Here is a 22,479-nt window from a genome sequence, read left to right on the forward strand (position 1 = left end):
TCTATTTTTCTCTTATTTCTTCGTAAAGATCAATAACCTTCTTTTGAAGTTTAATGATCTCTTCTTCTCTTAGTGCTAATTTTTCTTTCAAATTATTGATTTCTTCAAAATTAAGCGACTGAGGGTTTTCTCCTTCTTTGGAGATAATATCCATTGTCGAAACCTCAAAAAGGTTAGCGATCTGTGCAAGTCTTGAGATGTTAATATCTGTGATACCCGTCTCGATTTTCGAGAATGCTGGGATTGAAATATTTAGACGTTTAGCCACTTCCCCTTGGCTCCAGCCATTTTTTTGGCGTAGTTGTCTAATGTTTTTTCCAATGATATTCATATTATAAATTTAGGTGTGTAATCTTGTAATTAAATTCCTTGCTCAACTGTGTTCAACTCACGTGCCAATTTAACGAGATCGACTCCCCCGAAATTCCCCGAACTCATCAAAAGTAAGTTCGTACGATAAAAATTTACACTAACCAGGTACTGTCTAAGCAGCTCTGAATTATTAAAAAAGTGCAATTCATCGTTTTCAAAAGCTGTTTGAACCTCTTTTTTGCTAAAAGGTTCAAGTTTTTTATGCTGAAAAGTTTTTTCATCAATATATACAATTGCCGTATCCGCAGCTTTCATTGTATCCGCATATTGAACTAAAAAGTTTTTATTTAAACTACTAAATGTATGTAACTCTATACATGCTACTAATTTCCTATTTGGAAATTGAGCCTTTACAGCCTCAATGGTAGCCTTTAATTTAGAAGGCGAATGCGCGAAATCCTTATAAACGTTAGTCTCCCCAATGCTTAATAAGCCCTCTAAACGCTTAGCTGCGCCTGTAAATGAAGCAATAGCCTGATCAAATGCATCACTATTGATACCAAGTTGCGCGCAAATTAATTTAGCTGCGTTAAGATTCATTAAATTGTGATCTCCGAATACCTTAAGTGGCATTTCGTCCGGCAATAAATAAGTGATGCCATCCTTTACGATATGTTCAGGAATTCCGTAGCCAATCTTCTCAATATCGGCAGTGGATTCCTCTACGATCTTATTCAGATCTTGATCAGCATTGCAATAAATTAGTTTTCCGCCCGGCTGAATGGTATCAATAAACAATTCAAATTGCCTGGTATAATCCTCATAAGTTTTAAATACATTGATATGATCCCATGCGATACCACTTATTACAGCCAGATTGGCCTTATACAGATGAAATTTCGGTCTTCTATCTATAGGAGAAGCCAAATATTCATCTCCTTCAATAATGATCACAGGTGCCTCATGAGTAATCTTAACCATGGTATCAAAACCAGCAAGCTGAGCTCCAACCAAATAATCAAAATCCCTTTCGTAAAAATTAAGTACATGTAGTATCATAGAAGTAATGGTTGTTTTACCATGACTTCCTCCGATTACTACTCTTAATTTGTCCTTCGTCTGCTCATAGATGTATTCAGGATAAGAATATATCTTCAGCCCCAATTGCTGAGCCTTTAACAGCTCTGGATTATCAGTCAAAGCGTGCATTCCCAAAATCACAGCATCCAAATCTGCCGTAATATTAGCTTCATTCCAGCCCATTTCTTTTGGCAAAATACCATGCTTCGCCAGTCTGCTGCTGGATGGCTCAAAAATAACATCATCTGAGCCTGTTACCTGGTATCCTTTTTTGTGTAAAGCTATCGCCAAGTTGTGCATAGCACTTCCGCCGATAGCTATAAAATGTATACGCATACGCTATTACCAATTAATCTTTTTTAAAATAAGCCGCTACCCATTCCCCAATCTTCTTATGATTAACATATCTAATTCCAAAAGGTTCACAGGCCTGCTTAATCATCTCCAGATCCGGAGACTCATAAAATCCGCTGAAGAAAATACTTCCATCCGACTTCAATACGGTGTCATAGGTTGGAATCTGATCCAACAGAATATTCCTATTGATATTGGCCAAAATGATATCAAACTGGATGTTAGGAATAACTTCCTTCCCACCGCAAATTGCTTCCAGATTACCTATTCCGTTTAATGCCGCATTTTCTATACTACTTTCGTAACAAACTTCATCATTATCTATAGCAACCAGTTTTGATGCCCCCTTCTTAGCCGCGAGTATGGCAAGTATTGCTGTACCACAACCCATATCAAGAATTTCTTTACCCTTAACATCAGTTGCCAGAATGTACTGCATCATCATGGTAGTTGTTTGATGATGCCCCGTACCAAAGGCCATCTTTGGGTCTATGATAATTTCATAAGCATATGTGGGTTTAGCCTCATGAAAGGTAGCCCGAACGTAGCACTGATCATCAATAATCAGTGGTTCAAAGTTCTTCTCCCATTCTTCGTTCCAGTTCTTCCCTTCAATTTCTGCAACTACATAACTGCATTGAAACTCACCCTCATATTGATTCAGCACATCTTTAAGGGTATCCTCACTATAAGTGTTGAACTCTATAAATGCAACAAAATCATTCTCTATCTCTTCGAAAGTATTAAAACCTATATCGGCTAAATCAGCGATCAAAAGATCTTGCTGATACTCCTCAATGGCATTAAAACTGAACGTTACCTGTATATACTTCATTAAGAATTAAAAGCTTTAACAATGTCAACAAAATCTCTTGATTTTAGTGATGCTCCACCAATCAGACCACCATCTATATCTTTCTGAGCAAAAAGCTCGGCAGCATTTTTCGGATTGCAACTTCCACCATATAAAATAGTTGTATTTTCGGCTACTTCAGCAGTATACTTGTTCGCAATCTCATTTCTAATGAAAGCATGAACTTCCTGAGCTTGCTCAGAACTAGCAGTTAAACCTGTGCCAATTGCCCAAACAGGTTCATAAGCGATAACAATTTTAGAGAAATCAGCTGTGCTTAATCCAAAAACACCCTGCTCTAATTGAGCTTTAAGCACTTCAAAATAAATGTTGCCATTTCTTTCTTCTAATGTCTCACCAATACAGAAAATTGGAGTAAGTTCATTTTCCAGTACCTTAATGGTTTTCTCAGCAAGCAATTCATTGCTTTCAGCAAAATACTGACGTCTTTCTGAGTGACCTATGATCACATACTCACAACCAACAGACTTGATCATTCCAGCAGAAATCTCTCCTGTAAATGCACCACTATCATTTTGGTGACAATTCTGCGCACCGATCTTAACCACTTCCCCACCTAATTTAGCAAGGCTGTTTAAATGAATATATGGCGAGCAAATAATTGCGATCTGATCGCCCTTTTTTTCGTCTCTTACCATATTAACTATTTCTGAAAATAAAGATATACCACTGGCATAATCCAGATTCATTTTCCAGTTTCCTGCAACTATTTTTTTTCTCATTATATATTGTTATTTAGTAGGTTTTATATTAATTGGTATGATTGATTTAAAGATTAAAAGGGTCTGTATTTACTTGTCATCTCGAAAATCGCCGATAAGATATCCTTTTCCGTTTGGTCAAACTCCATATTTCTGCGTTCATAAACCTTATCCGCTGTTTCAAACATTTTTTGAAGATTATACACATCAAATCCACTTGCTCCACCCCATGCAAAATCAGGAATAAAATTTCTAGGGAAGCCATCACCAAAAACATTGGCACTAACCCCGGCAACTGTACCTGTATTAAACATGGTATTGATCCCGCACTTTCCATGATCAGCCATAATTAAACCACAAAATTGCAAACCAGTTTCGCGAAAGCTCTCCAACTCGTAATCCCATAATTTAACAGGAGCATAATTATTCTTCAGATTAGAATTATTGCTATCAGCGCCAATGTTACACCATTGTCCCATCACCGCGTTACCCAAATAACCTTCATGTCCTTTAGAAGAATAACCCCAGATTACGGCATTATTGATCTCCCCACCAACACGACTAAAAGGACCAATGGTCGTTTGTCCATATATTTTTGCGCCCATTTTAATCTGCGAATTGTTACACAATGCAAAAGAGCCTCTAATATGACAACCCTCCCACACCTGTGAATTTTCGCCTATATAAATAGGGCCTTTCAAACTATTAAACGTAGAACATTCAGCCTCGGCCCCAGCTTCCACAAAAATATCATCCCCTAAAAAAGTATTGGTTCCGCTTAATTGTACACTCGTTCTCCCCTTGGTAAGCAAGTCAAAATCTCTCCTGAGCTCTACATCATTACATCTAAAAATATCTTCTGGGACAACGATCCTTACAAAAGTCCCCCGATAAACTTTAGTATGCAACTGCTTATGAATTTCCGGATAGTATACTTCGCCTGCGTTTATCTTATAAGCGATAAGCACCTCGTTCCTTTCAAGTGCTTCACCAACTTGAAGCGCCGTAATGGCTTCAAGCAGAGCTTCATCCGGGCATATTGAGCCATTGATATACAAGTCGGCCCCAATAAGTGGAGGATATTTTACAGAAAGATATGGTTCAGTAACAAAACCACATTTAGCGGCCAGGTGCTTCTGCCATTTTTCGGCTATAGTTAAAATCCCTACACGAAGATCCGCAACCGGCCTTGTAAAAGACAATGGCCGCAGGGACTGCCAGGCGTTGTCATCAAATAAATTGATCATCATAAGCTACAAAAATAAAAAAAGTCCCGAAGCAAACGCATCGGGACTTAAATAATTTCTTATTTGTGTATAATTACTTTTTAGCGTAACGAGTTTTGAATTTATCGATACGACCAGCAGTATCAACCAATTTCATTTTTCCAGTATAGAAAGGGTGAGAAGTATGAGAAATCTCTAATTTATATAAAGGATACTCGTTGCCATCTTCCCATTTGATAGTTTCTTTAGTATCTACACAAGATTTAGTTAAAAAAGAATATTCGTTTGACATATCTTTAAATACTACAAATCTATAGTTTGATGGATGCAGATCTTTTTTCATGTTAATATTATATTATTATATACTTATTTGTCGCTTATTTTTAAGGATGCAAATATCAATAATTTATTTCTCAATAGCAAGTATGTGTGGAAAAATTATCGACTATACTTTTTTCTGGTCTCAACTTTCTCCTTTTGTCTACTGATATAGGCGTCAGCAATAACCTCTGCAGAGGGTAAATTAGAATTACTGATTAAAAGTCCTTTTAATTTTTCTTCATTAACATCCGTACGATAAAGTATATTCATCATTTTAGAAATATCATTATCCAGCAAATAAGCAAAAGCTTCCACCAGTCGCTCCCGCAGCAAAGTTTCTGAGGTAATATCCTCAATCTCAAAATCTGTATTGACTATTCTGCTTAACGATTTAAAATCATCCATAACCTAACTTTTCAGCTCCTGACACAATTCTACCAAAACACCATTTGTCCCTTTCGGGTGCACAAAACAAACCAATTTATTATCAGCTCCAAACTTCGGCTCTTCATTTAACAACACAAAGCCCTCTGCTTTTAATCGGGCCATCTCTGCGACAATATCATCCACATCAAAAGCAATATGATGAATTCCCTCCCCCTTCTTCTCCAGAAATTTCGCAATGGGGCTATCAGTAGTAGTTGCCGTTAGCAACTCAATCTTATTAACGCCCGTTTTAAAAAAGGCTGTATTAACCCCCTCAGACACTACTTCTTCCTTTTTATAGCAGGTTGCCCCCAACAAACGTTCATAAAGCGAACAAGAAAATTCCATGTCTTTAACCGCAATACCTATATGCTCTATTTTATTCATATCTCTCTGAAACGTTAAAAAAATGTAAAAATGCATGTTTTAACTATACCGTCATAGCTATTATTTATAATTGTTGGCAATCTTTTTTCGTACCTTTGTCTATTATAAAGAACAAATATATACAATGGAACTTCCTATTTACTTAGATAATAACGCAACTACGCCTCTTGATCCTAGAGTGCTGGAAGCGATGTTGCCCTATTTCACCAACAAATTCGGTAACGCTGCAAGTCGTAACCATGCATTTGGATGGGTTGCTGAAGAAGGTGTCGACTACGCCCGTGAACAAGTTGCTAAATTAATTGGCTGTACTGAAAAAGAAGTAATCTTCACTTCAGGAGCTACAGAAGCTGATAACTTGGGCATTAAAGGTGTATTCGAAATGTACCAGGAAAAAGGTAACCACATCATTACCGCTACAACTGAGCATAAAGCAGTTTTAGATACCTGTAAACATTTAGAGAAACTAGGTGCAAAAGTTACCTATCTAAAAGTAAAAGAGGATGGATTAATTGATCTTCAGGAGCTAGAAGCTGCCATGACTGAACAAACTATCCTGGTTACCATCATGTATGGAAACAACGAAATTGGCGTTATTCAACCAGTAAAAGAAATCGCTGCTATTGCACACAAATTTGGTGCATTGTTTATGACTGATGCTACACAGGCTGTAGGTAAAATACCTGTAGATGTAAATGCTGACGGAATTGACTTAATGGCTTTCTCTGCACACAAAATGTATGGTCCTAAAGGTGTTGGTGTATTATATGTACGTCGTAAAAACCCAAGGGTTAAAGTAACTGCACAAATTGATGGTGGTGGTCATGAGCGTGGTATGCGTTCTGGCACCTTAAACGTACCGGGTATTGTAGGTTTAGGAAAAGCTTGCGAACTGTGCCGTATAGAAATGGATGAAGAAGCTAAACGCTTATCAGCTTTAAGAGATAAACTAGAAAATGCACTTACTGAGCTTGAAGAAAGCTATGTAAATGGCAATACACAACACCGTTTACCACATGTAGCTAACATCTCTTTCAAATATGTTGAAGGTGAAGGCTTAATGATGGCGATGAAAGATTTAGCAGTATCATCGGGCTCGGCCTGTACTTCTGCTTCATTAGAGCCTTCTTATGTATTAAAAAGTCTTGGTTTATCAGATGATCTTGCACACTCTTCTATCCGTTACGGATTAGGTCGTTTTACTACCGAAGAAGAAATAGATTACGCAATAGAGAACACTAAGAAAGCAGTAAATCACCTGAGAGACCTTTCTCCACTTTGGGAAATGTTTAAAGAAGGAATTGATTTAAGCAAAATTGAGTGGGCAGAACACTAGTCTGCACACCAATAAATATTATACTAACCCTGATATAAAGGTTTAAGAAAAAAACAAAATGGCATACTCAGAAAAAGTTATAGAACATTATACCAATCCAAGAAACGTTGGTACTTTAAATAAAGACAGCAAATCAGTAGGTACTGGCCTTGTTGGCGCACCAGAGTGCGGTGACGTCATGCGTTTGCAAATCGAAGTTGATGAAAACAACATGATTACCGATGCTAAATTCAAAACCTTTGGTTGCGGATCTGCAATTGCATCTTCGTCATTAGCTACAGAATGGTTAAAAGGTAAAAGTATTGATGAAGCTTTAACAATAGACAACATGGATATCGTTGAAGAATTAGCTTTACCACCGGTAAAAATTCACTGCTCAGTATTAGCAGAGGATGCAATTAAATCTGCAATCAACGATTACCGTGTTAAAAATGGCATGGCACCAATTGAAATGCCTAAGTCACACCATTAATTAGATTGAAGTATGAGATTGGAGGCATCTGGTTTCCTATCTCATATTTCAAATAAATCTCTAAGAAAATGATTACGATCACTGATAAAGCAAAAAGCAAAATCGACCAGTTAATGCAAGAGTCGGGAATGGATGCCAGCTATTTTTTACGTGTATCTGTCAAAGGCGGAGGATGTTCAGGATTATCCTACAATCTCGACTTTGATAACGAAGAAAATTCTGGAGATCAGTTTTTTGAAGATAGAGGCATCAGAATTGCGCTTGACATGAAATCCTTCCTTTATTTGGCAGGAACTGAGCTTGATTTTTCTGATGGTTTAAATGGAAAGGGGTTTAACTTTAATAATCCCAATGCAAGTCGCTCCTGCGGTTGCGGCGAGAGTTTCTCCGTTTAAAATACAATTATTATATTTACATAGGCCGGTACAGTTTAATCTGTACCGGCCTATTTTTATGAGCAACCAAACCTATACCTATGGAATTATTTAATGAGCACTCTACGATCCCAAGTTTATTGAGAAACGTAGTCGCAAACATTCACAAACCAGAAGAAACCTTCCTCATCCATAAAAACAATACAGAATGGGAAGAGATTTCTTATAAACATACCCTGGATTGTGCTGATGCTATCTCCGCATTTTTCCTAGCCAAAGGCATCACCAAAGGTGATAGAATGGGCCTGATGATTGAGAACTCTCCCGAATATGTCTATTACGATCAGGGAATTCAGCAGATAGGCGCTATCAATGTCTCTATTTATCCTACCCTATCCGAACAAGAAGTTGCTTATATCGTAAACGATTCGGGTATGCGGGCTATCCTTATAGGCAATACATTTCTGTATAAAAAGATACTCAAAATAGCAGATAATTGCAGGCATCTGGAATACATTATACCCGCTTTCCCAGAATATACAAAAGTTGCTGTACCAGAAGATTTAAAGGCTCAGGTGGTCAGCTTTGATGTGCTACTTGCTACTGCAACAAAACTAAGCCCAGATCAGCTTGAAGAAATCGACAAAATCCGCAATAGTGTACGTCCTGCCGATGTTTCTTCCCTAATCTATACTTCTGGCACTACTGGCACTCCCAAGGGCGTAATGCTAACACACAGTAACTTCGTTGAAAATGTAAAAGTGTGCCTACAGCAAATCCCCGTAATAGACGAAACAGAAACTTTTCTTTCTTTCCTCCCCTTATCACACGTATTTGAACGTACCGCAACTTACCATGTTTGCTGTGCACAGGGTTGTAAAATAGCTTATGCGCAAAGCCTGGAACTTTTGGCTAAAAACATGGCTGAGATCAGACCAACGGTAATGAGTTGTGTACCCAGACTACTAGAAAAGATTCACGATAAAGCCATTAAAAGTGGTACAGCAGGTGGCGGACTAAAAGCCAAAATATTCCTTTGGGCGCTAGAAATAGGTCAGGAATATCGAAGAATCAAAGAAGCGGGCAAAAATCCAGGAATGATACTCAGTGCAAAGAAAGCATTGGCTGAGCAATTGGTTTTTAGCAAAATCAAAGAAAAAACAGGAGGCAGATTAAAATTCATGATCTCTGGAGGAGCTGCACTGCCTAAAAACGTGGGTGAATTCTTCGGAAATCTGGGCATTAAAATACTTGAAGGTTTCGGCTTAACAGAAACATCGCCTGTAATGGCCGTTACAGAATTCCACAGACAAGTTTATGGTACCGTTGGAAGAGTAATCCCTGGTATTGAAATTGGTATTCAGAATGTGGAATCAAAGAAAATAATCAGTATTCAAACTCATGAAACCTTTCAGGAAAATTTTGAATGTGAAGAAGGCGAAATTATTGTCAGAGGTCACTGTGTAATGAAGGGCTACTTTAACAAACCTGCCGAGACTGCTGAGGCCATTGACAAAGACAATTGGTTCCACACTGGCGATATCGGCCGTTTTTACAAAGGAAACCTGCAAATTACAGATCGTTTAAAAAACATGATTGTAAATGCTTATGGTAAGAATGTTTATCCTACACCGGTAGAAAGTATTTATATGAAAAGCCTAAAGGTTGATCAGGTTTTTCTAATAGGTGATAAACGCGAATACCTGACTGCAATCATCATCCCGAATAAGGAAAACCTGCAGGAGGTATTCAAATTACCTGAATCTTTCTTCCAAAAACCTGAAATATTTATCGATGAAAAAGAAATCCTCGACTGGATTGGGCAAGACATCAGGAAACTTTCCAACGAACTGGCCAAGTTTGAACGCATTAAAAACTTTAAGATCAAACGAAATCCTTTTAGCCTTGAAGAGGGTGAAATTACACCAACCTTGAAGCCAAAACGCAAAATTATTGAAGCAAGGTATGCCGGACCGATCAATGAAATGTATGCAGAGGCCATTGATGCAGATTAAGCGGCTTTAAAATATTTTACGTTTCTTAGTCCAATCGACATAAAGAACTGAGGTAAATCCCTATTTTTGCCTAATTTTAATTTTTAAAAAATCAGCTATCAGGCTTGATGCCAGATACAAAAAATATATGAGTACAGGACTATCAGAACTAGAAGTATTGCGCCGTAATTCGTTAAACCAATTACGTGAGCTTGGGATCAATCCCTACCCTGCCGAAGCATTTGAAATCAATGCCAATGCTGCAGACATATTAGCGAACTACGAACGGGATAAAACAGCCTATAAGAACATCAGTATCGCTGGTCGTATCATGAGCCGTCGTATTATGGGTAGTGCTTCCTTTGTAGAACTACAAGATTCAACAGGCAGAATACAGGTTTATTTAAAGAGAGATGACCTTTGTCCTGATGAAGATAAGACCCTGTACAATACCGTATTTAAAAAACTAATGGATCTGGGTGATTTTATTGGTGTTAAAGGTTATGTATTTACTACACAAACTGGCGAGATCTCTATTCACGTTACAGAACTGACCTTATTGTCTAAAGCATTAAAACCCCTTCCAGTTGTTAAACGCGATGAAGATGGTAATATATATGATGGCTTTACTGATCCGGAAATGCGCTACAGACAGCGTTATGTGGATCTTACTGTAAATCCAGGCTTTAAGCAGATCTTCATCAACCGCTCTAAGGTGATCAACACCATGCGTAACTATTTTGATAACCAGGGATGGATGGAAGTGGAAACTCCAATTCTTCAGCCTATCCATGGTGGTGCTGCTGCACGTCCTTTCGCTACGCATCACAATACACTGGATATGCCACTTTACCTGCGCATAGCGAACGAATTGTACTTAAAAAGACTAATCGTTGCGGGCTTTGATGGTGTTTATGAGTTCGGAAAGATGTTCAGAAATGAAGGGATGGACAGAACCCATAACCCTGAGTTTACTTCTATGGAAATCTATGTAGCTTATAAAGACTATATCTGGATGATGGGAATGGTAGAAGAATGTCTGGAAAAAGTTGCTTTAGCCATCCACGGAACGTCTGTAGTAAAAGTTGGTGACCATGAAATCAATTTTGAAGGCCCTTACGAAAAACTAACCATGTACGAATCGATCCAGAAATATACTGGTATTGATGTATCCAACATGACAGAGGAAGAACTTCAAGCAACCTGCAAAAGCCTGAACATTGAAACCGATGCGACCATGGGTAAAGGAAAGCTTGTTGATGAACTTTTCAGTGAAAAAGTTGAAGCCAATCTGATCCAGCCAACATACATTACAGATTATCCGATTGAAATGACCCCACTTGCTAAAAAACACAGGAGCAAAGAAGGCTTAGTCGAGCGTTTTGAGTTATTCGTAATGGGTAAAGAAATTGGTAATGCTTACTCGGAGTTAAACGATCCTATTGATCAACGTGAGCGTTTAGTAGAACAGTTAAAACTTGCAGAAAGAGGCGATGATGAAGCAATGGCTATGGACGAAGATTTTATTCGCTCGTTGGAATATGGCATGCCTCCTACTTCAGGCTTAGGTATAGGTATTGACCGTTTGGTGATGCTAATGACCAACCAGTCGACCATACAAGAAGTATTGTTCTTCCCTCAAATGAGACCAGAGAAGAAAGCTAAAGTAACAACCGATGAAGATTTTGTAAATGCTGGTATTCCTGCCGAATGGGTTCAGGTGATCAGAAAAATGAACATCAATACGATAGAAGAACTGAAAGCAGCAAACCCGAACAAGGTATTTAATGATTTGGGTGGAATGCGTAAAAAGCTGAAACTGGAATTAACCATGCCTTCGAAAGAAGATGTGACAGCCTGGTTCGCTTAACATAAAGATAACAATAACTTAAAAGCCTGCTACAACAACTGTAGCAGGCTTTTTTTTATTTTTACATATATTAAAATTATAAATATATGAACAGTTCAATCCTAGAAATCACAGAGAACGAATACTGTATAAAACTAAACAAAGAAGCCTTTGACCTGACTTTAATCCGTCAGTTGATCACAAGGATACAATCGGAGCAATTGTTCTTTAGCAGAGCCAAAAATGAGATGGAAGACGATATCATCAGCAGAGGATCTTACTATGAAGAGAACGAAAACTTTGATAGATTGAGTGAAAAATAAAAGGCCACATTTGCATGTGGCCTTTACTATATTTCATAATCTAATTACCTGTATCTTACTTGCTGTTGTCTATCCATCATTCCCAGCTGATCTTTCATTTGTTTAATCTGGTCAGCTAGCAACTTACTCTTATCTGCTTTCTTCGCTTCAGATAAATACATTGTCGCTTCGCGTTTATTTCTTTTAGCCATTGCAATTCCTGCAAGGCTTAACTTTGCCAGTGCAACGTTATGATCCATATGCATTCCTAAAGAAAGTGCTTTCTTAAAGTATTTCTCTGACTGCATTGGTGCTTTTCTTGATTCAATCAAACCAATCAATAAATTGTAATAACCGTGTTGTACTCTAATCAATTGCTTTTCGTAATTGGTTATTCTATTTAAGTAAGCCTCAGCTTTACCCATATTATCTTTTCTCAGAAACCACTGAGCCAATAACATATTCTCATTAAAGAAATAAGTAACTATAATTAAGATGCTTATCAAGATGGCCAAAATGCCCCATCCCCAAAAACCGAAGATCATAAGCGCTATTGCGCCACCCAACACTGCGAAACCTAAAATAAGACGAACTACATTTGGCATATTCTATTGTATTTTTTTTCTGCAAATATCGTGTTTAAATACCAAAAATCAGATTTAATTGATAATTTCAGCAAAAAAAAGAAATAACAGATGTCCGTTTCCATAGAAGAAAGCTGGTTAAAGGTATTGAGCGATGAGTTTGAAAAACCTTATATGAAAACACTAAAAACCTTTTTGCTTGAAGAAAAACAAAAAGGGTATGCCATTTACCCTAAAGGTGAAGATATATTTAATGCACTAAACCATACTCCTTTTGACAAAGTTAAAGTAGTTATTTTGGGGCAAGACCCATATCATGGTACCGGACAGGCACATGGTTTATCCTTTTCCGTTCAAAAAGGTATTACGGTACCGCCATCTTTAAAAAACATTTATAAAGAATTAGCAACAGATATTCCGGGATTTACGGTTCCCAATCATGGCAACCTAACACAATGGGCAGATGAGGGCGTTTTATTATTAAATGCAACATTAACAGTGAGAGCTCATGAAGCTGGCTCTCATCAAAAGCAAGGCTGGGAAAATTTTACAGATAAAATTATTAGTGAACTGTCTGAAAAAAGAACAGGGTTGATCTTTCTATTATGGGGAAGATATGCACAAAATAAGTCGGCATTAATTGATCAAAGTAAACACACGATCATTGCTGCAGCACACCCCTCCCCCTTTTCAGCCTACAATGGCTTTTTGGGGACTGGCCCCTTTTCAAAAACCAATGCTAAATTATTTGAACAAGGACAAAGTCCAATCAACTGGCAAATTGATTAACGTCATGCTTAGCCGGTCGTCATCCTGAATTTATTTCAGGACCTCGCAAGAGATGGGTTACTTTGCAGGTGAGAGGTCCTGAAATAAATTCAGGATGACGAAGTGCATATAAAACAAAAGCGCCAGCATCATATTTGATACAGGCGCTTTTGTCTAATTCTTAAATCTAGTATTCCAAAGGAACGATAGGTTCTTTCTTGGTTGTAGACATGATCATCATCGTCTGAAAAGTTTTCACTACAGATATTTTACTGATTTTATCCATAATCAAACGCTCGTAAGCTTTAATATCATTCACATACACCTTCAATAAAAAGTCAGCCTGCCCTGTCACATGGTGACATTCCGTAATCTCTTTAATCTGATTTACCTCATCCAGAAAAATCTGAATGGTATTGTTCTTATGAAAATCCAGTTGAACCTGGATAAAGGTTTTTATTCCTAAGCCTAGTTTCTCTTCATCAACTAAGGCATGATAACTTTTAATAAAACCCGAAACCTCCAGTTTCCTTACTCTTTCCAATGTTGGGGCCGGTGAAAGTCCAATCTCCTGAGATAAAAGCAGGTTGGTCATCCTACCATTTTCCTGTAACAATTTAAGAATCTTAAAATCCGTTTTATCTAGTTCTGTCGCCATTATTTTAAAGTATATCCAAAGATAGAATAAGAATGTATTACACACCAAATTTTATTCTAAAAAAAAACCCATTATTTATAGTTTATTTCTCTTCTATTTTTTTAGATTTGTCTAAACATATAGTTAGTCGAACAAAAATGCAGTCATTCACAGAAGAGAACTACCTGAAAATCATATACCATTTGTCGCAAAACACCGACGAAGCCGTGCAAACAAATGCAATTGCAGAAAAAATGCAGACCAAAGCTGCCTCTGTTACCGATATGATAAAAAAACTGGCAGATAAGCAATTGATCGACTATAAAAAATATCAAGGTGTTAAACTAACACCAACTGGCAAATCAGCCGCTATTAATATTGTAAGGAAACATCGTTTATGGGAAGTTTTCCTGGTAGAAAAACTAAACTTTAAGTGGGACGAAGTCCACGATATTGCCGAAGACCTGGAACACATTCAATCTGTTGAGCTGATCGAACGACTGGATGAATTTCTGGCATTCCCCAAAAGCGACCCGCATGGCGATCCTATTCCCGATAAAAACGGACAATTTGATTCCATCCCATTTACAAAACTGAACAAACTCAAACCAGGTGAACAAGGTTTAATTATGGGTGTTAGTGAACATTCATCTATATTTTTAAAGCATCTTGAAAAGCTAGGGCTAACCCTAGGAAAAAAACTTATAATAGAAGAAATCACTGATTTTGATGGCTCTGTGGAATTGATGTTAGAAGAAAAAAGAATCAGTGTAAGTCGAGAAGTTGCCAAACATATCCTCATTAAACTATAACATGAAAGCCGAACATAAAGCCCCCCAATCCTTAAGCGAAGTACATCAGAGTGTAGATACAAGCAAACGTACCGGCTGGAAACGCATTCTTTCTTTTATTGGACCAGCCTACTTAGTAAGTGTTGGTTATATGGACCCCGGCAACTGGGCAACAGATATTGCCGGAGGTAGTAAATTTGGTTACCAGTTAATCTGGGTACTACTCATGTCAAACCTTATCGCGCTACTATTGCAATCGCTCAGTGCCCGTTTAGGAATTGTGAGAGGGCTCGATCTTGCTCAGGCTTCCAGAAATGCTTATCCAAAATGGATCAACATACCTTTGTTTGGATTAGCCCAAACGGCAATTGTAGCTTGCGACCTAGCCGAAATCATAGGGATGGCCATTGGATTAAATCTACTCTTCGGCTTACCCTTAATCTGGGGTATCAGCATTACCATATTCGACACCGTTTTACTCCTTTTTCTGCTCAACAAAGGCATGCGTAAAATGGAAGCGTTTATTGTTTCCATGGTATTTATCGTCGGCATATCCTTTCTAGTCGAAATGTTTATCGTAGAGCCCTCACTTAAAGAAATAGCACGTGGGTTTGAACCTTCTATGCTATCTGGGGAAGCACTATACATTGCAATAGGTATCATTGGAGCTACCGTAATGCCACATAACCTATACCTACACTCATCGCTGGTACAGACCCGTAAATTTGAACGCGACGAAAAGGGCATCAAAGAAGCTATAAAATTCAATTTCATTGATACTGCAGTCGCTTTAAACCTTGCATTTTTTGTCAATGCCGCTATACTCATCCTTGCTGCAGCTGCATTTTACAAGAATGGCTTACACGAAGTCGCCGAGATACAAGATGCCTATAAACTCCTTCAACATATATTTGGTAATGTAGCCCCTGCCCTTTTCGCCATCGCCTTAATTGCCGCAGGTCAAAGCTCTACCATTACCGGGACTTTAGCTGGACAAATTGTAATGGAGGGCCATCTTAATTTACGCATACAACCATGGCTACGCCGATTAATAACCCGTTTGCTCGCGATTATCCCTGCATTTCTAACTATACTATGGTACGGAGACGACGCATTGGGCGGACTACTCATTTTAAGCCAGGTCGTTTTAAGCTTACAGCTTGGCTTTGCGGTCATCCCGTTAATTCACTTCACATCAGATAAAAAGTTAATGAAAGGCTTTGCCATAAAGCTATGGGTAAAAGTTTTGGCCTGGGTAAGCGCTATTGTCATTGTATCCCTAAATGTTAAACTTGTGATTGAAGAAATAAAAACATGGGGATCTACTGGAGACTGGTACGTTTATGCCCTGGTAGTTCCTGTAGCAATATTAATAGGCTTACTCTTACTATATGTCTTTGTATATCCATTGGTAGTCCGCTTAAGAAAAAGCGACAACAACGTGCCACATGGGGAGGCGCTGGACATTGAAAACGTTGAAAAGATCGATTACACCCGCATAGGTATCACGGTAGATTTCTCCAAAAACGATCGCAATACCATACGTCACGCCCTTATACAGGGAGGAAAACGAGCGCATTATTACCTGATACACGTAGTAGAAACAGCCGCTGCACAGTATTACGGAGAGTCAGCATTAGATCACGAAACAGTGAGTGATACCGAAAATCTTCAAAAATACTGTGATAACCTGGCCGAATTGGGTTATAAATCCAGCCCTCACATCGGTTACGGGGGCACTGTAAAAGCAATTGTGGCCATTACAAACGAAAACGAGCTGCAACTGTTAGTGATGGGGGCACACGGTCATAAAGGCTTAAAAGATTTAATCCTAGGCACTACAGTTAATTCCGTTCGCCATAAAGTATCCATTCCTGTCCTTATTGTAAGATAAAATTGAGATATTAGCGGATTGTTATGAAGAACGACGTCCAGATAAAAAATAAAAGAGCCTTTTTCGACTTCCACATTATTGAAAAATATAATGCCGGAATAGCCCTTTTAGGTACCGAAATAAAAGCGATAAGACAAGGTAAGGCCAATATGACAGATGCTTTCTGCATGTTTATTGGCAACGTCCTTTATATAAGAAACCTACATGTATCAGAATATAGTCACAGCTCTTTTCATCACCATGAAATTAAGCGCGACCGTATCCTGCTACTCCATAAAAAAGAACTTAAAAAGCTGAAGGCAAAAAGTGAGGAAAAGGGCTATACCATAGTCCCTTTGCGAATATTCACCAATGAAAGAGGTTTTGCTAAGCTAGAAATAGCACTGGCACAAGGCAAAAAAGAGTTCGACAAAAGAGACAGTATCAAAGACAGGGAATCTAAAAGAGAAATGGACCGGGCAATGAAGGCTTAATCAGCCTTTACCAAGCCTGGTCACCCACTAACGGTACAAACCTAAAAGTATCCAGTTCAATCCTGTCATAATCTGTTTCATTGATTCGGATTACCGTTACCATTTTTTGCGAATTCTCATCACCTACCGGGATCACCAATATTCCGCCAATTTTAAGCTGTTTCAGTAATGTCTCAGGTACAAACGGAGCACCAGCAGTTACAATAATCTTATCATAAGGAGCATGCTCAGCAATTCCTTTAGATCCATCACCAAAAAAGAAATGCGCATTATAACCCATTCCTGGTAAAACCCGTATGGTGTGTCGGTATATGCTTTCCTGACGCTCTATCGTATAAACATTTGCACCTAACTCCATCAACACGCAAGTTTGATAACCGGAACCTGTTCCAATTTCCAAAACCTTATCGCCTTTTTTAATATGAAGCAACTCGCTTTGATAAGCGACAGTATATGGCTGAGAAATAGTTTGTCCATCACCTATAGGGAACGCGATGTCCTTATAAGCCTGATTCCAAAAGGTTTCATCAAAAAAGAAATGTCGTGGTATTTTCCCTATAGCCTTAAGTACTCTCTTATCTGCTATCCCTCTCGACTCGAGATGAACTACCAAACGTTTCCTCGCCCCCTGCTCTCTGTAATTATCAACAAACTTGTATGCCATTTCACCCCAAATTTAACGATTTGAAAACTAATAACTCAATCTTTTAGGGCCTAAATACGCTAACGAAGTCTAATTGACACAGGATCAATCCCAATAAAATCTAGTAAGGATCAACATCAACCTGTATGTTTACACTCCTGTAATCCTTTTCGCTTTGAAATTGTAAGATGGTATCTTTCAGAATGGATTTAACTTTCTGGATGGAAGTATCTTTATCACTTTTGATGATCACCTGTTTGATGTAATAATTCCTTACCCGCGCTACAATAGGCTGCTCTGGTCCCAATACCCGTTTCCCCAACTGCGCCCTTAAGGTCGAAGCAAAACGTTGAGCTGCAACATTTAAAAGATCCTGGTCCTTATGCTTAATATTGATAAATATCAACCTGGTAAAAGGAGGATAATGGAACATTTTACGCTCAGCAAGCTCCTCATTATACATTTCAAGATACTTGTTTTCTATCACCTGCTTAATGATCCGATGCGAATCATCGTAAGCCTGTATAATTACCTTACCCTGCTTATTCCTTCTTCCGGCACGGCCAGCAACCTGAGCAAGCAGCTGATAACTCCGCTCAAATGCCCTGAAATCAGGATAATTGAATAGCGTATCAGCATTAATTACCCCAATCAGCGTCACGTTATCAAAATCCAAACCTTTGGCAACCATCTGCGTACCAATCAAAATATCCGTCTTCTTTTCCTGAAAATCAGAGATGATCTGCTGTAAGCCATTCTTGGTTCTGGTACTATCCACATCCAATCGTGCAATTTTGGCATCCGGAAAAACCAGACTTAACTCCTCTTCCACTCTTTCCGTTCCAAAACCTTTTTGCTCGATGTGTACCGAACCACAAGCCGGACATACATTAATACTACTTTGATGATACCCACAATAATGGCAATGTAGCTTACCACTGGTTTTATGGTACGTTAAACTTACATCACAGTTTACACATTTAGGTGCAAAGCCACAGGTGGCACAAATCAGAATAGTGGCATAACCACGGCGATTCTGAAACAAGATCACCTGTTCCTTTTGCGCTATCGTATCCGCGATTCCATCAATCAACTTAGCAGAAAAATAAGAAACCATCTTTTTCTTCTTCGTTTCTTCAGAGATACTCACCACCTCATGCAGTGGTAATTCTACTCCACCAAAACGCTCATTTACAGTTACCAATCCATACTTATGGTTAACCGCATTATAATAACTTTCCAACGAAGGCGTAGCAGAACCCAGTACGGCCTTTGCCTGATGTAAATGCGCCAGATAAACAGCCACATCCCTTGCCTGATACCTCGGCGATGGTTCCTGCTGTTTAAAAGAAGATTCATGTTCCTCATCCACCACAATCAGTTTCAGCTCTTTAAAAGGCAGAAACACGGCAGATCTGGCACCTAAAACAACCCTATACTTACCATTCAGCACCTTATTCCAAATCTCAACCCTTTCATTGTTGTTAAATTTAGAGTGGTATACGCCAATAGCATCGCCAAAATAGCGCTGAATCCTTTGTACAATCTGAGTAGTTAAAGCAATTTCCGGCAACAAGAATAAAACCTGTCCACCTTTTTCAATTGCCTTTTCAATTAACTTAATATAAATCTGAGTTTTACCAGAAGCTGTAATCCCGTGCAATAGCACCACATCCTTCTGCTCAAACTCAGTTTCAACCTGTGTTAAAGCTTTGTGCTGAGCTTCGCTCAATTCAAAATTTAACACAAAATCATCATCATTTTCTTTTAGCCTACTTACCGGCAGCTTATCAACTTTAAATATCCCTTTATCCACCAGCGTTTTAAAGGCCGCCTGTCCACAACCACTATCTTCCAGTAGTTGATGCTTAGGAATTAAATTCATCTGCCTATAAAGCTTAATATAGGACAGCAATGCATTCAACTGCTTCGGTGCTCTTTCTAAAATCTCAAACAGTTGTTTGAGGTTTTCCTCTTCCTGATAAAAGGAATTAAGAGAAACAAACGATTTTAATAAAGGCCTATACTTTTCTACAACCTCTTCGGCAATATAAATTAAGTCCTTTTCGAGCAACGAATTGATAATCGGGTACACCGTTTTTTGTCCAAGCAAAGCAGAGACATCGTCAATGGTTAAACGCTTATGGTTATTTAATGCATTGATCAGAATGGTTTCCTTATCCGTCAACACCTCCTCAACCGGCGCATCATCCTTCCTTACAATAATTGTCTCACTTGCTAACTTTAAACCTGTAGGCAATGCGGCCGACATCACATCTCCCTCATTACACAGGTAATAACCAGTCATCCAATCCCACAACTGCAATTGATTTTGAGTAATTATCGGATGTTCGTCTACTACATCAATGATATACTTCGCCTGATAATGTTCAGGAGCCGTTTGACTAATACTTTTAACAAGTGCCGTATAAATTTTATTCTTCCCAAACTGCACGACCACGCGTTTTCCAACAGCGATGTGTTCGTTCAATTCAAACGGAACACGATACATGTAGTTTTTAGATAAAGATAAAGGTAAAACAACCTCTACGAAAAGTGTTTCCCGCTCTTTAAATTCCAGTAGCCCATCATCCATTGTTAATTCTTTTTTAATGCACTAACAAATAATAATGCCCATCCAAGGATAAAGCATAAACCGCCTATTGGAGTAATCGGACCTATATAATTTACAAAACCTATGTTTAAAATATCTCTTGTCGCAAGCAAATACAGCGAGCCTGAAAAAAGCAATATGCCAAGTGTAAAGAAGATATATGACCATTTTACCAGTTTCTCATTCCTCATAGCAAGCTGCGAAAGAAAAAGCAAGGCCAACGTATGATAAAACTGGTACTCAACCCCTTTGGCCCAAATGTCTAAACTACCCGCGCTTAAAACATTCTTTAAAGTATGTGCACCAAAGGCACCAAACATTACGGCTATTGCACCAAATAAAGATGCGGTCAAGATAATACGTCTGCTCATGATAGATCGGCTTTTATACCACAAAATTAACAAACTTGACAGCATTTCCCCAGTAATCACTACGATTAAATTAAATAGTCAAACTATTCAGTTAAATTTGTAGTAACACATGAAAAAGATTCTAATTAGTATCATCCTATTGCTTATTGCCATTGTTGCGATGGCTTATTTATATTTTTCCAAGCTAAACGCCGACCACAACACTTCAGACATTGGCTTGTATGCCGCCACCTCCAGCTCAGGTTTTATATTTTCTTTTGAAAATGAAAAAGGTATTACCGATATCTTAAAAGAACAACATCTATTCAATGAAATTCTGGGCGATAAAAAATATCAGCAACTGAGCTCCTTAAAAAAGTACCTGCTCAGCCTATCAAAAGTAAGTCAGGCCATAGACAACCAAAACATATACTTCTGTCTTGTTCCTGGAAGCAATCAGAAAATAGACTTCTTATGTCTTACTCAACTTAATAACCCAAACCATATTCCACAGCTCATCCATTCTATAAAAGTCAGTGGAACCCAATTAGAAGACCTTAACAACCTCAAAAAGCTAACACTGGCAGACAGCACCATATTTTATCTAGGCATAAAAGGAAATCTTGTTGCCCTTTCTAATTCCCAGCAGCAGGTAACCGCTGTTTTAGCTAAAACTTTAAAAGACAAAACAGATAAATTTGCTGAATACATCCAGGCCAGTAACCGCTTCAATAAAAACAACCTTGCTCAACTATATATTAATTTCAATATACTTCCTGCACTGTTAAAAAACATAGTTTCCGGTAAGTTAAATGGAGAATTATCCAGCCTAAACAACCAAAACTCATTTGCAGCTTTAACTTATAATTACAGCAACGACAAAATCCTACTGACAGGTACTACTGTAGCTAACGATCCAAACAATTATTACAACCTATTTTCTGATCTTCATCCGCAAAAGATCAGTATCCAGAACATCCTACCCATCAATACTGCTGCTTACACGATTTTTGCGATAGACAGCTACCTTCCCTGGAGAAAAAAATTAAATCAATGGTTTTTAAGCAAAAAAGAGGATAAAAAAGTAACCAAATTGATCACAGATATCAACGCAAAACACCACCTTAATCTGGACGATATTTTCCCCAAATTCTTTAAAGACCAGTTGATCACGTTTCAGCTGAATACAACAGAAAAAATTGGGGCTATAAATTTAACCAATGGCGATAAACTCATGCAACTTTTGATAGACTTGAGCGTAGATTATACCGACGAAATTAAACTATTAAAGGAAGCTGATATACTATATGCTTATTTCGGGCTGCCACTTGAAGATTTTAAAAGACCTTTCTACATCATCCTTGATAATTACATGATATTCGCAAATAATGCAAGTACGCTTACCTCATTCTTAAATAATTATAACAGTAACCGCCTTTTAATTAACAGCCCTAATTACATCAGTGCAAACAATCAACTTCCGGGCAATTCGAGCATTATTTTCTATATAGATCACGCCAACTCTACCGATATTTTCAGCAAAACTATCTACCTGCCTTATGACAGACATTTACGGTCCGACAAGGGATTAAAAAAATACGATTCTTTCACTTATCAATTGAGTGGTGATAATGGTAAATTCCAAACTAACATCTTAATCAACAAACAGCCTGATGTTTTACAAAAAGATTCTTTAGCTTTATAGCACCAATCACTC

The 22,479-nt window shown here is 38.1% G+C and carries 24 protein-coding genes; 11 read left to right on the forward strand and 13 right to left on the reverse strand.

What is annotated here, in order from left to right; translation table 11 throughout:
- Nucleotide 1: 1 nt before the first annotated feature.
- From FBD94_RS08680 to mce, 8 genes are all read right to left on the reverse strand, one after another.
- The gene (locus FBD94_RS08680; RefSeq protein ID WP_090786203.1) at nt 2–331 is read right to left on the reverse strand and encodes a helix-turn-helix domain-containing protein; all 330 of its coding nucleotides are present in this window, start codon (nt 329–331) and stop codon (nt 2–4) included.
- Between the two features lie 29 nt (nt 332–360).
- Nucleotides 361–1,728 (reverse strand): UDP-N-acetylmuramate--L-alanine ligase, encoded by a 1,368-nt coding sequence (locus FBD94_RS08685; protein WP_136879916.1) that lies wholly within the window; start codon nt 1,726–1,728, stop codon nt 361–363.
- A gap of 13 nt (nt 1,729–1,741) precedes the next feature.
- Entirely contained in the window at nt 1,742–2,581 is an 840-nt protein-coding gene (gene prmA / locus FBD94_RS08690; RefSeq protein WP_131610426.1) for a 50S ribosomal protein L11 methyltransferase, read from the reverse strand.
- Nucleotides 2,581–3,342, reverse strand: a complete 762-nt coding sequence (tpiA, locus tag FBD94_RS08695) for a triose-phosphate isomerase (RefSeq protein ID WP_131610425.1) — start codon at nt 3,340–3,342, stop codon at nt 2,581–2,583. Before tpiA ends, prmA begins: the two co-directional genes overlap by 1 nt.
- A gap of 53 nt (nt 3,343–3,395) precedes the next feature.
- Entirely contained in the window at nt 3,396–4,571 is a 1,176-nt protein-coding gene (locus FBD94_RS08700; protein WP_136879917.1) for a GlmU family protein, read from the reverse strand.
- A gap of 70 nt (nt 4,572–4,641) precedes the next feature.
- The gene (locus FBD94_RS08705) at nt 4,642–4,890 is read right to left on the reverse strand and encodes a type B 50S ribosomal protein L31 (protein WP_084292318.1); all 249 of its coding nucleotides are present in this window, start codon (nt 4,888–4,890) and stop codon (nt 4,642–4,644) included.
- 95 nt (nt 4,891–4,985) lie between these two features.
- Nucleotides 4,986–5,273 (reverse strand): hypothetical protein, encoded by a 288-nt coding sequence (locus FBD94_RS08710; protein WP_131610423.1) that lies wholly within the window; start codon nt 5,271–5,273, stop codon nt 4,986–4,988.
- A gap of 3 nt (nt 5,274–5,276) precedes the next feature.
- Nucleotides 5,277–5,681: a methylmalonyl-CoA epimerase gene (gene mce, locus FBD94_RS08715; protein ID WP_131610422.1), complete on the reverse strand. Its 405-nt coding sequence runs from the start codon at nt 5,679–5,681 to the stop codon at nt 5,277–5,279.
- A 124-nt stretch (nt 5,682–5,805) separates the two neighbouring features.
- On the opposite strand from mce, the gene FBD94_RS08720 reads away from it, so the two are divergent.
- From FBD94_RS08720 to FBD94_RS08745, 6 genes are all read left to right on the forward strand, one after another.
- Entirely contained in the window at nt 5,806–7,017 is a 1,212-nt protein-coding gene (locus FBD94_RS08720) for an IscS subfamily cysteine desulfurase (protein ID WP_136879918.1), read from the forward strand.
- Nucleotides 7,018–7,075: 58 nt separating this feature from the next.
- Nucleotides 7,076–7,489 (forward strand): Fe-S cluster assembly scaffold IscU, encoded by a 414-nt coding sequence (gene iscU / locus FBD94_RS08725; RefSeq protein WP_131610420.1) that lies wholly within the window; start codon nt 7,076–7,078, stop codon nt 7,487–7,489.
- Nucleotides 7,490–7,557: 68 nt separating this feature from the next.
- Complete coding sequence (locus FBD94_RS08730; RefSeq protein ID WP_131610419.1) at nt 7,558–7,884, forward strand: HesB/IscA family protein; 327 nt, start codon at nt 7,558–7,560, stop codon at nt 7,882–7,884.
- An 80-nt stretch (nt 7,885–7,964) separates the two neighbouring features.
- The gene (locus tag FBD94_RS08735; RefSeq protein ID WP_136879919.1) at nt 7,965–9,878 is read left to right on the forward strand and encodes an AMP-dependent synthetase/ligase; all 1,914 of its coding nucleotides are present in this window, start codon (nt 7,965–7,967) and stop codon (nt 9,876–9,878) included.
- A 127-nt stretch (nt 9,879–10,005) separates the two neighbouring features.
- Nucleotides 10,006–11,727: a lysine--tRNA ligase gene (gene lysS, locus FBD94_RS08740; RefSeq protein WP_136879920.1), complete on the forward strand. Its 1,722-nt coding sequence runs from the start codon at nt 10,006–10,008 to the stop codon at nt 11,725–11,727.
- Nucleotides 11,728–11,813: 86 nt separating this feature from the next.
- Nucleotides 11,814–12,029 (forward strand): hypothetical protein, encoded by a 216-nt coding sequence (locus FBD94_RS08745; protein WP_131610416.1) that lies wholly within the window; start codon nt 11,814–11,816, stop codon nt 12,027–12,029.
- Between the two features lie 44 nt (nt 12,030–12,073).
- Here the strand turns inward: FBD94_RS08745 and FBD94_RS08750 are convergent, their stop codons facing one another.
- The gene (locus FBD94_RS08750; RefSeq protein ID WP_131610415.1) at nt 12,074–12,613 is read right to left on the reverse strand and encodes a DUF2892 domain-containing protein; all 540 of its coding nucleotides are present in this window, start codon (nt 12,611–12,613) and stop codon (nt 12,074–12,076) included.
- Between the two features lie 90 nt (nt 12,614–12,703).
- On the opposite strand from FBD94_RS08750, the gene ung reads away from it, so the two are divergent.
- The gene (ung, locus tag FBD94_RS08755) at nt 12,704–13,381 is read left to right on the forward strand and encodes a uracil-DNA glycosylase (RefSeq protein ID WP_131610414.1); all 678 of its coding nucleotides are present in this window, start codon (nt 12,704–12,706) and stop codon (nt 13,379–13,381) included.
- Nucleotides 13,382–13,547: 166 nt separating this feature from the next.
- On the opposite strand, the gene FBD94_RS08760 is transcribed toward ung, so the two are convergent.
- Nucleotides 13,548–14,018, reverse strand: coding sequence for an Lrp/AsnC family transcriptional regulator (locus FBD94_RS08760; protein WP_015807383.1), 471 nt, complete (start codon nt 14,016–14,018; stop codon nt 13,548–13,550).
- Between the two features lie 137 nt (nt 14,019–14,155).
- On the opposite strand from FBD94_RS08760, the gene FBD94_RS08765 reads away from it, so the two are divergent.
- From FBD94_RS08765 to smpB, 3 genes are read left to right on the forward strand one after another with little or no spacing between them, the layout of a single operon-like run.
- Nucleotides 14,156–14,809, forward strand: a complete 654-nt coding sequence (locus FBD94_RS08765) for a metal-dependent transcriptional regulator (RefSeq protein ID WP_131610413.1) — start codon at nt 14,156–14,158, stop codon at nt 14,807–14,809.
- 1 nt (nt 14,810) lies between these two features.
- Entirely contained in the window at nt 14,811–16,682 is a 1,872-nt protein-coding gene (locus tag FBD94_RS08770) for an Nramp family divalent metal transporter (RefSeq protein WP_136879921.1), read from the forward strand.
- A 23-nt stretch (nt 16,683–16,705) separates the two neighbouring features.
- The gene (gene smpB, locus FBD94_RS08775; RefSeq protein ID WP_169472255.1) at nt 16,706–17,155 is read left to right on the forward strand and encodes an SsrA-binding protein SmpB; all 450 of its coding nucleotides are present in this window, start codon (nt 16,706–16,708) and stop codon (nt 17,153–17,155) included.
- Nucleotides 17,156–17,162: 7 nt separating this feature from the next.
- On the opposite strand, the gene FBD94_RS08780 is transcribed toward smpB, so the two are convergent.
- The 3 genes from FBD94_RS08780 to FBD94_RS08790 all read right to left on the reverse strand — a co-directional run bounded on the left by FBD94_RS08780 (nt 17,163) and on the right by FBD94_RS08790 (nt 20,783).
- The gene (locus FBD94_RS08780) at nt 17,163–17,819 is read right to left on the reverse strand and encodes a protein-L-isoaspartate(D-aspartate) O-methyltransferase (protein WP_131610410.1); all 657 of its coding nucleotides are present in this window, start codon (nt 17,817–17,819) and stop codon (nt 17,163–17,165) included.
- Between the two features lie 100 nt (nt 17,820–17,919).
- Nucleotides 17,920–20,394: a replication restart helicase PriA gene (gene priA / locus FBD94_RS08785; RefSeq protein WP_136879922.1), complete on the reverse strand. Its 2,475-nt coding sequence runs from the start codon at nt 20,392–20,394 to the stop codon at nt 17,920–17,922.
- 2 nt (nt 20,395–20,396) lie between these two features.
- Nucleotides 20,397–20,783: a DUF423 domain-containing protein gene (locus FBD94_RS08790; protein ID WP_131610408.1), complete on the reverse strand. Its 387-nt coding sequence runs from the start codon at nt 20,781–20,783 to the stop codon at nt 20,397–20,399.
- A 109-nt stretch (nt 20,784–20,892) separates the two neighbouring features.
- Between FBD94_RS08790 and FBD94_RS08795 the strand changes: the two genes are divergently transcribed.
- Nucleotides 20,893–22,467, forward strand: coding sequence for a hypothetical protein (locus tag FBD94_RS08795; RefSeq protein ID WP_136879923.1), 1,575 nt, complete (start codon nt 20,893–20,895; stop codon nt 22,465–22,467).
- Nucleotides 22,468–22,479 lie beyond the last annotated feature (12 nt).

The sequence above is a fragment of the Pedobacter hiemivivus genome, from assembly GCF_005144565.1.
Lineage (GTDB): Bacteria > Bacteroidota > Bacteroidia > Sphingobacteriales > Sphingobacteriaceae > Pedobacter > Pedobacter hiemivivus.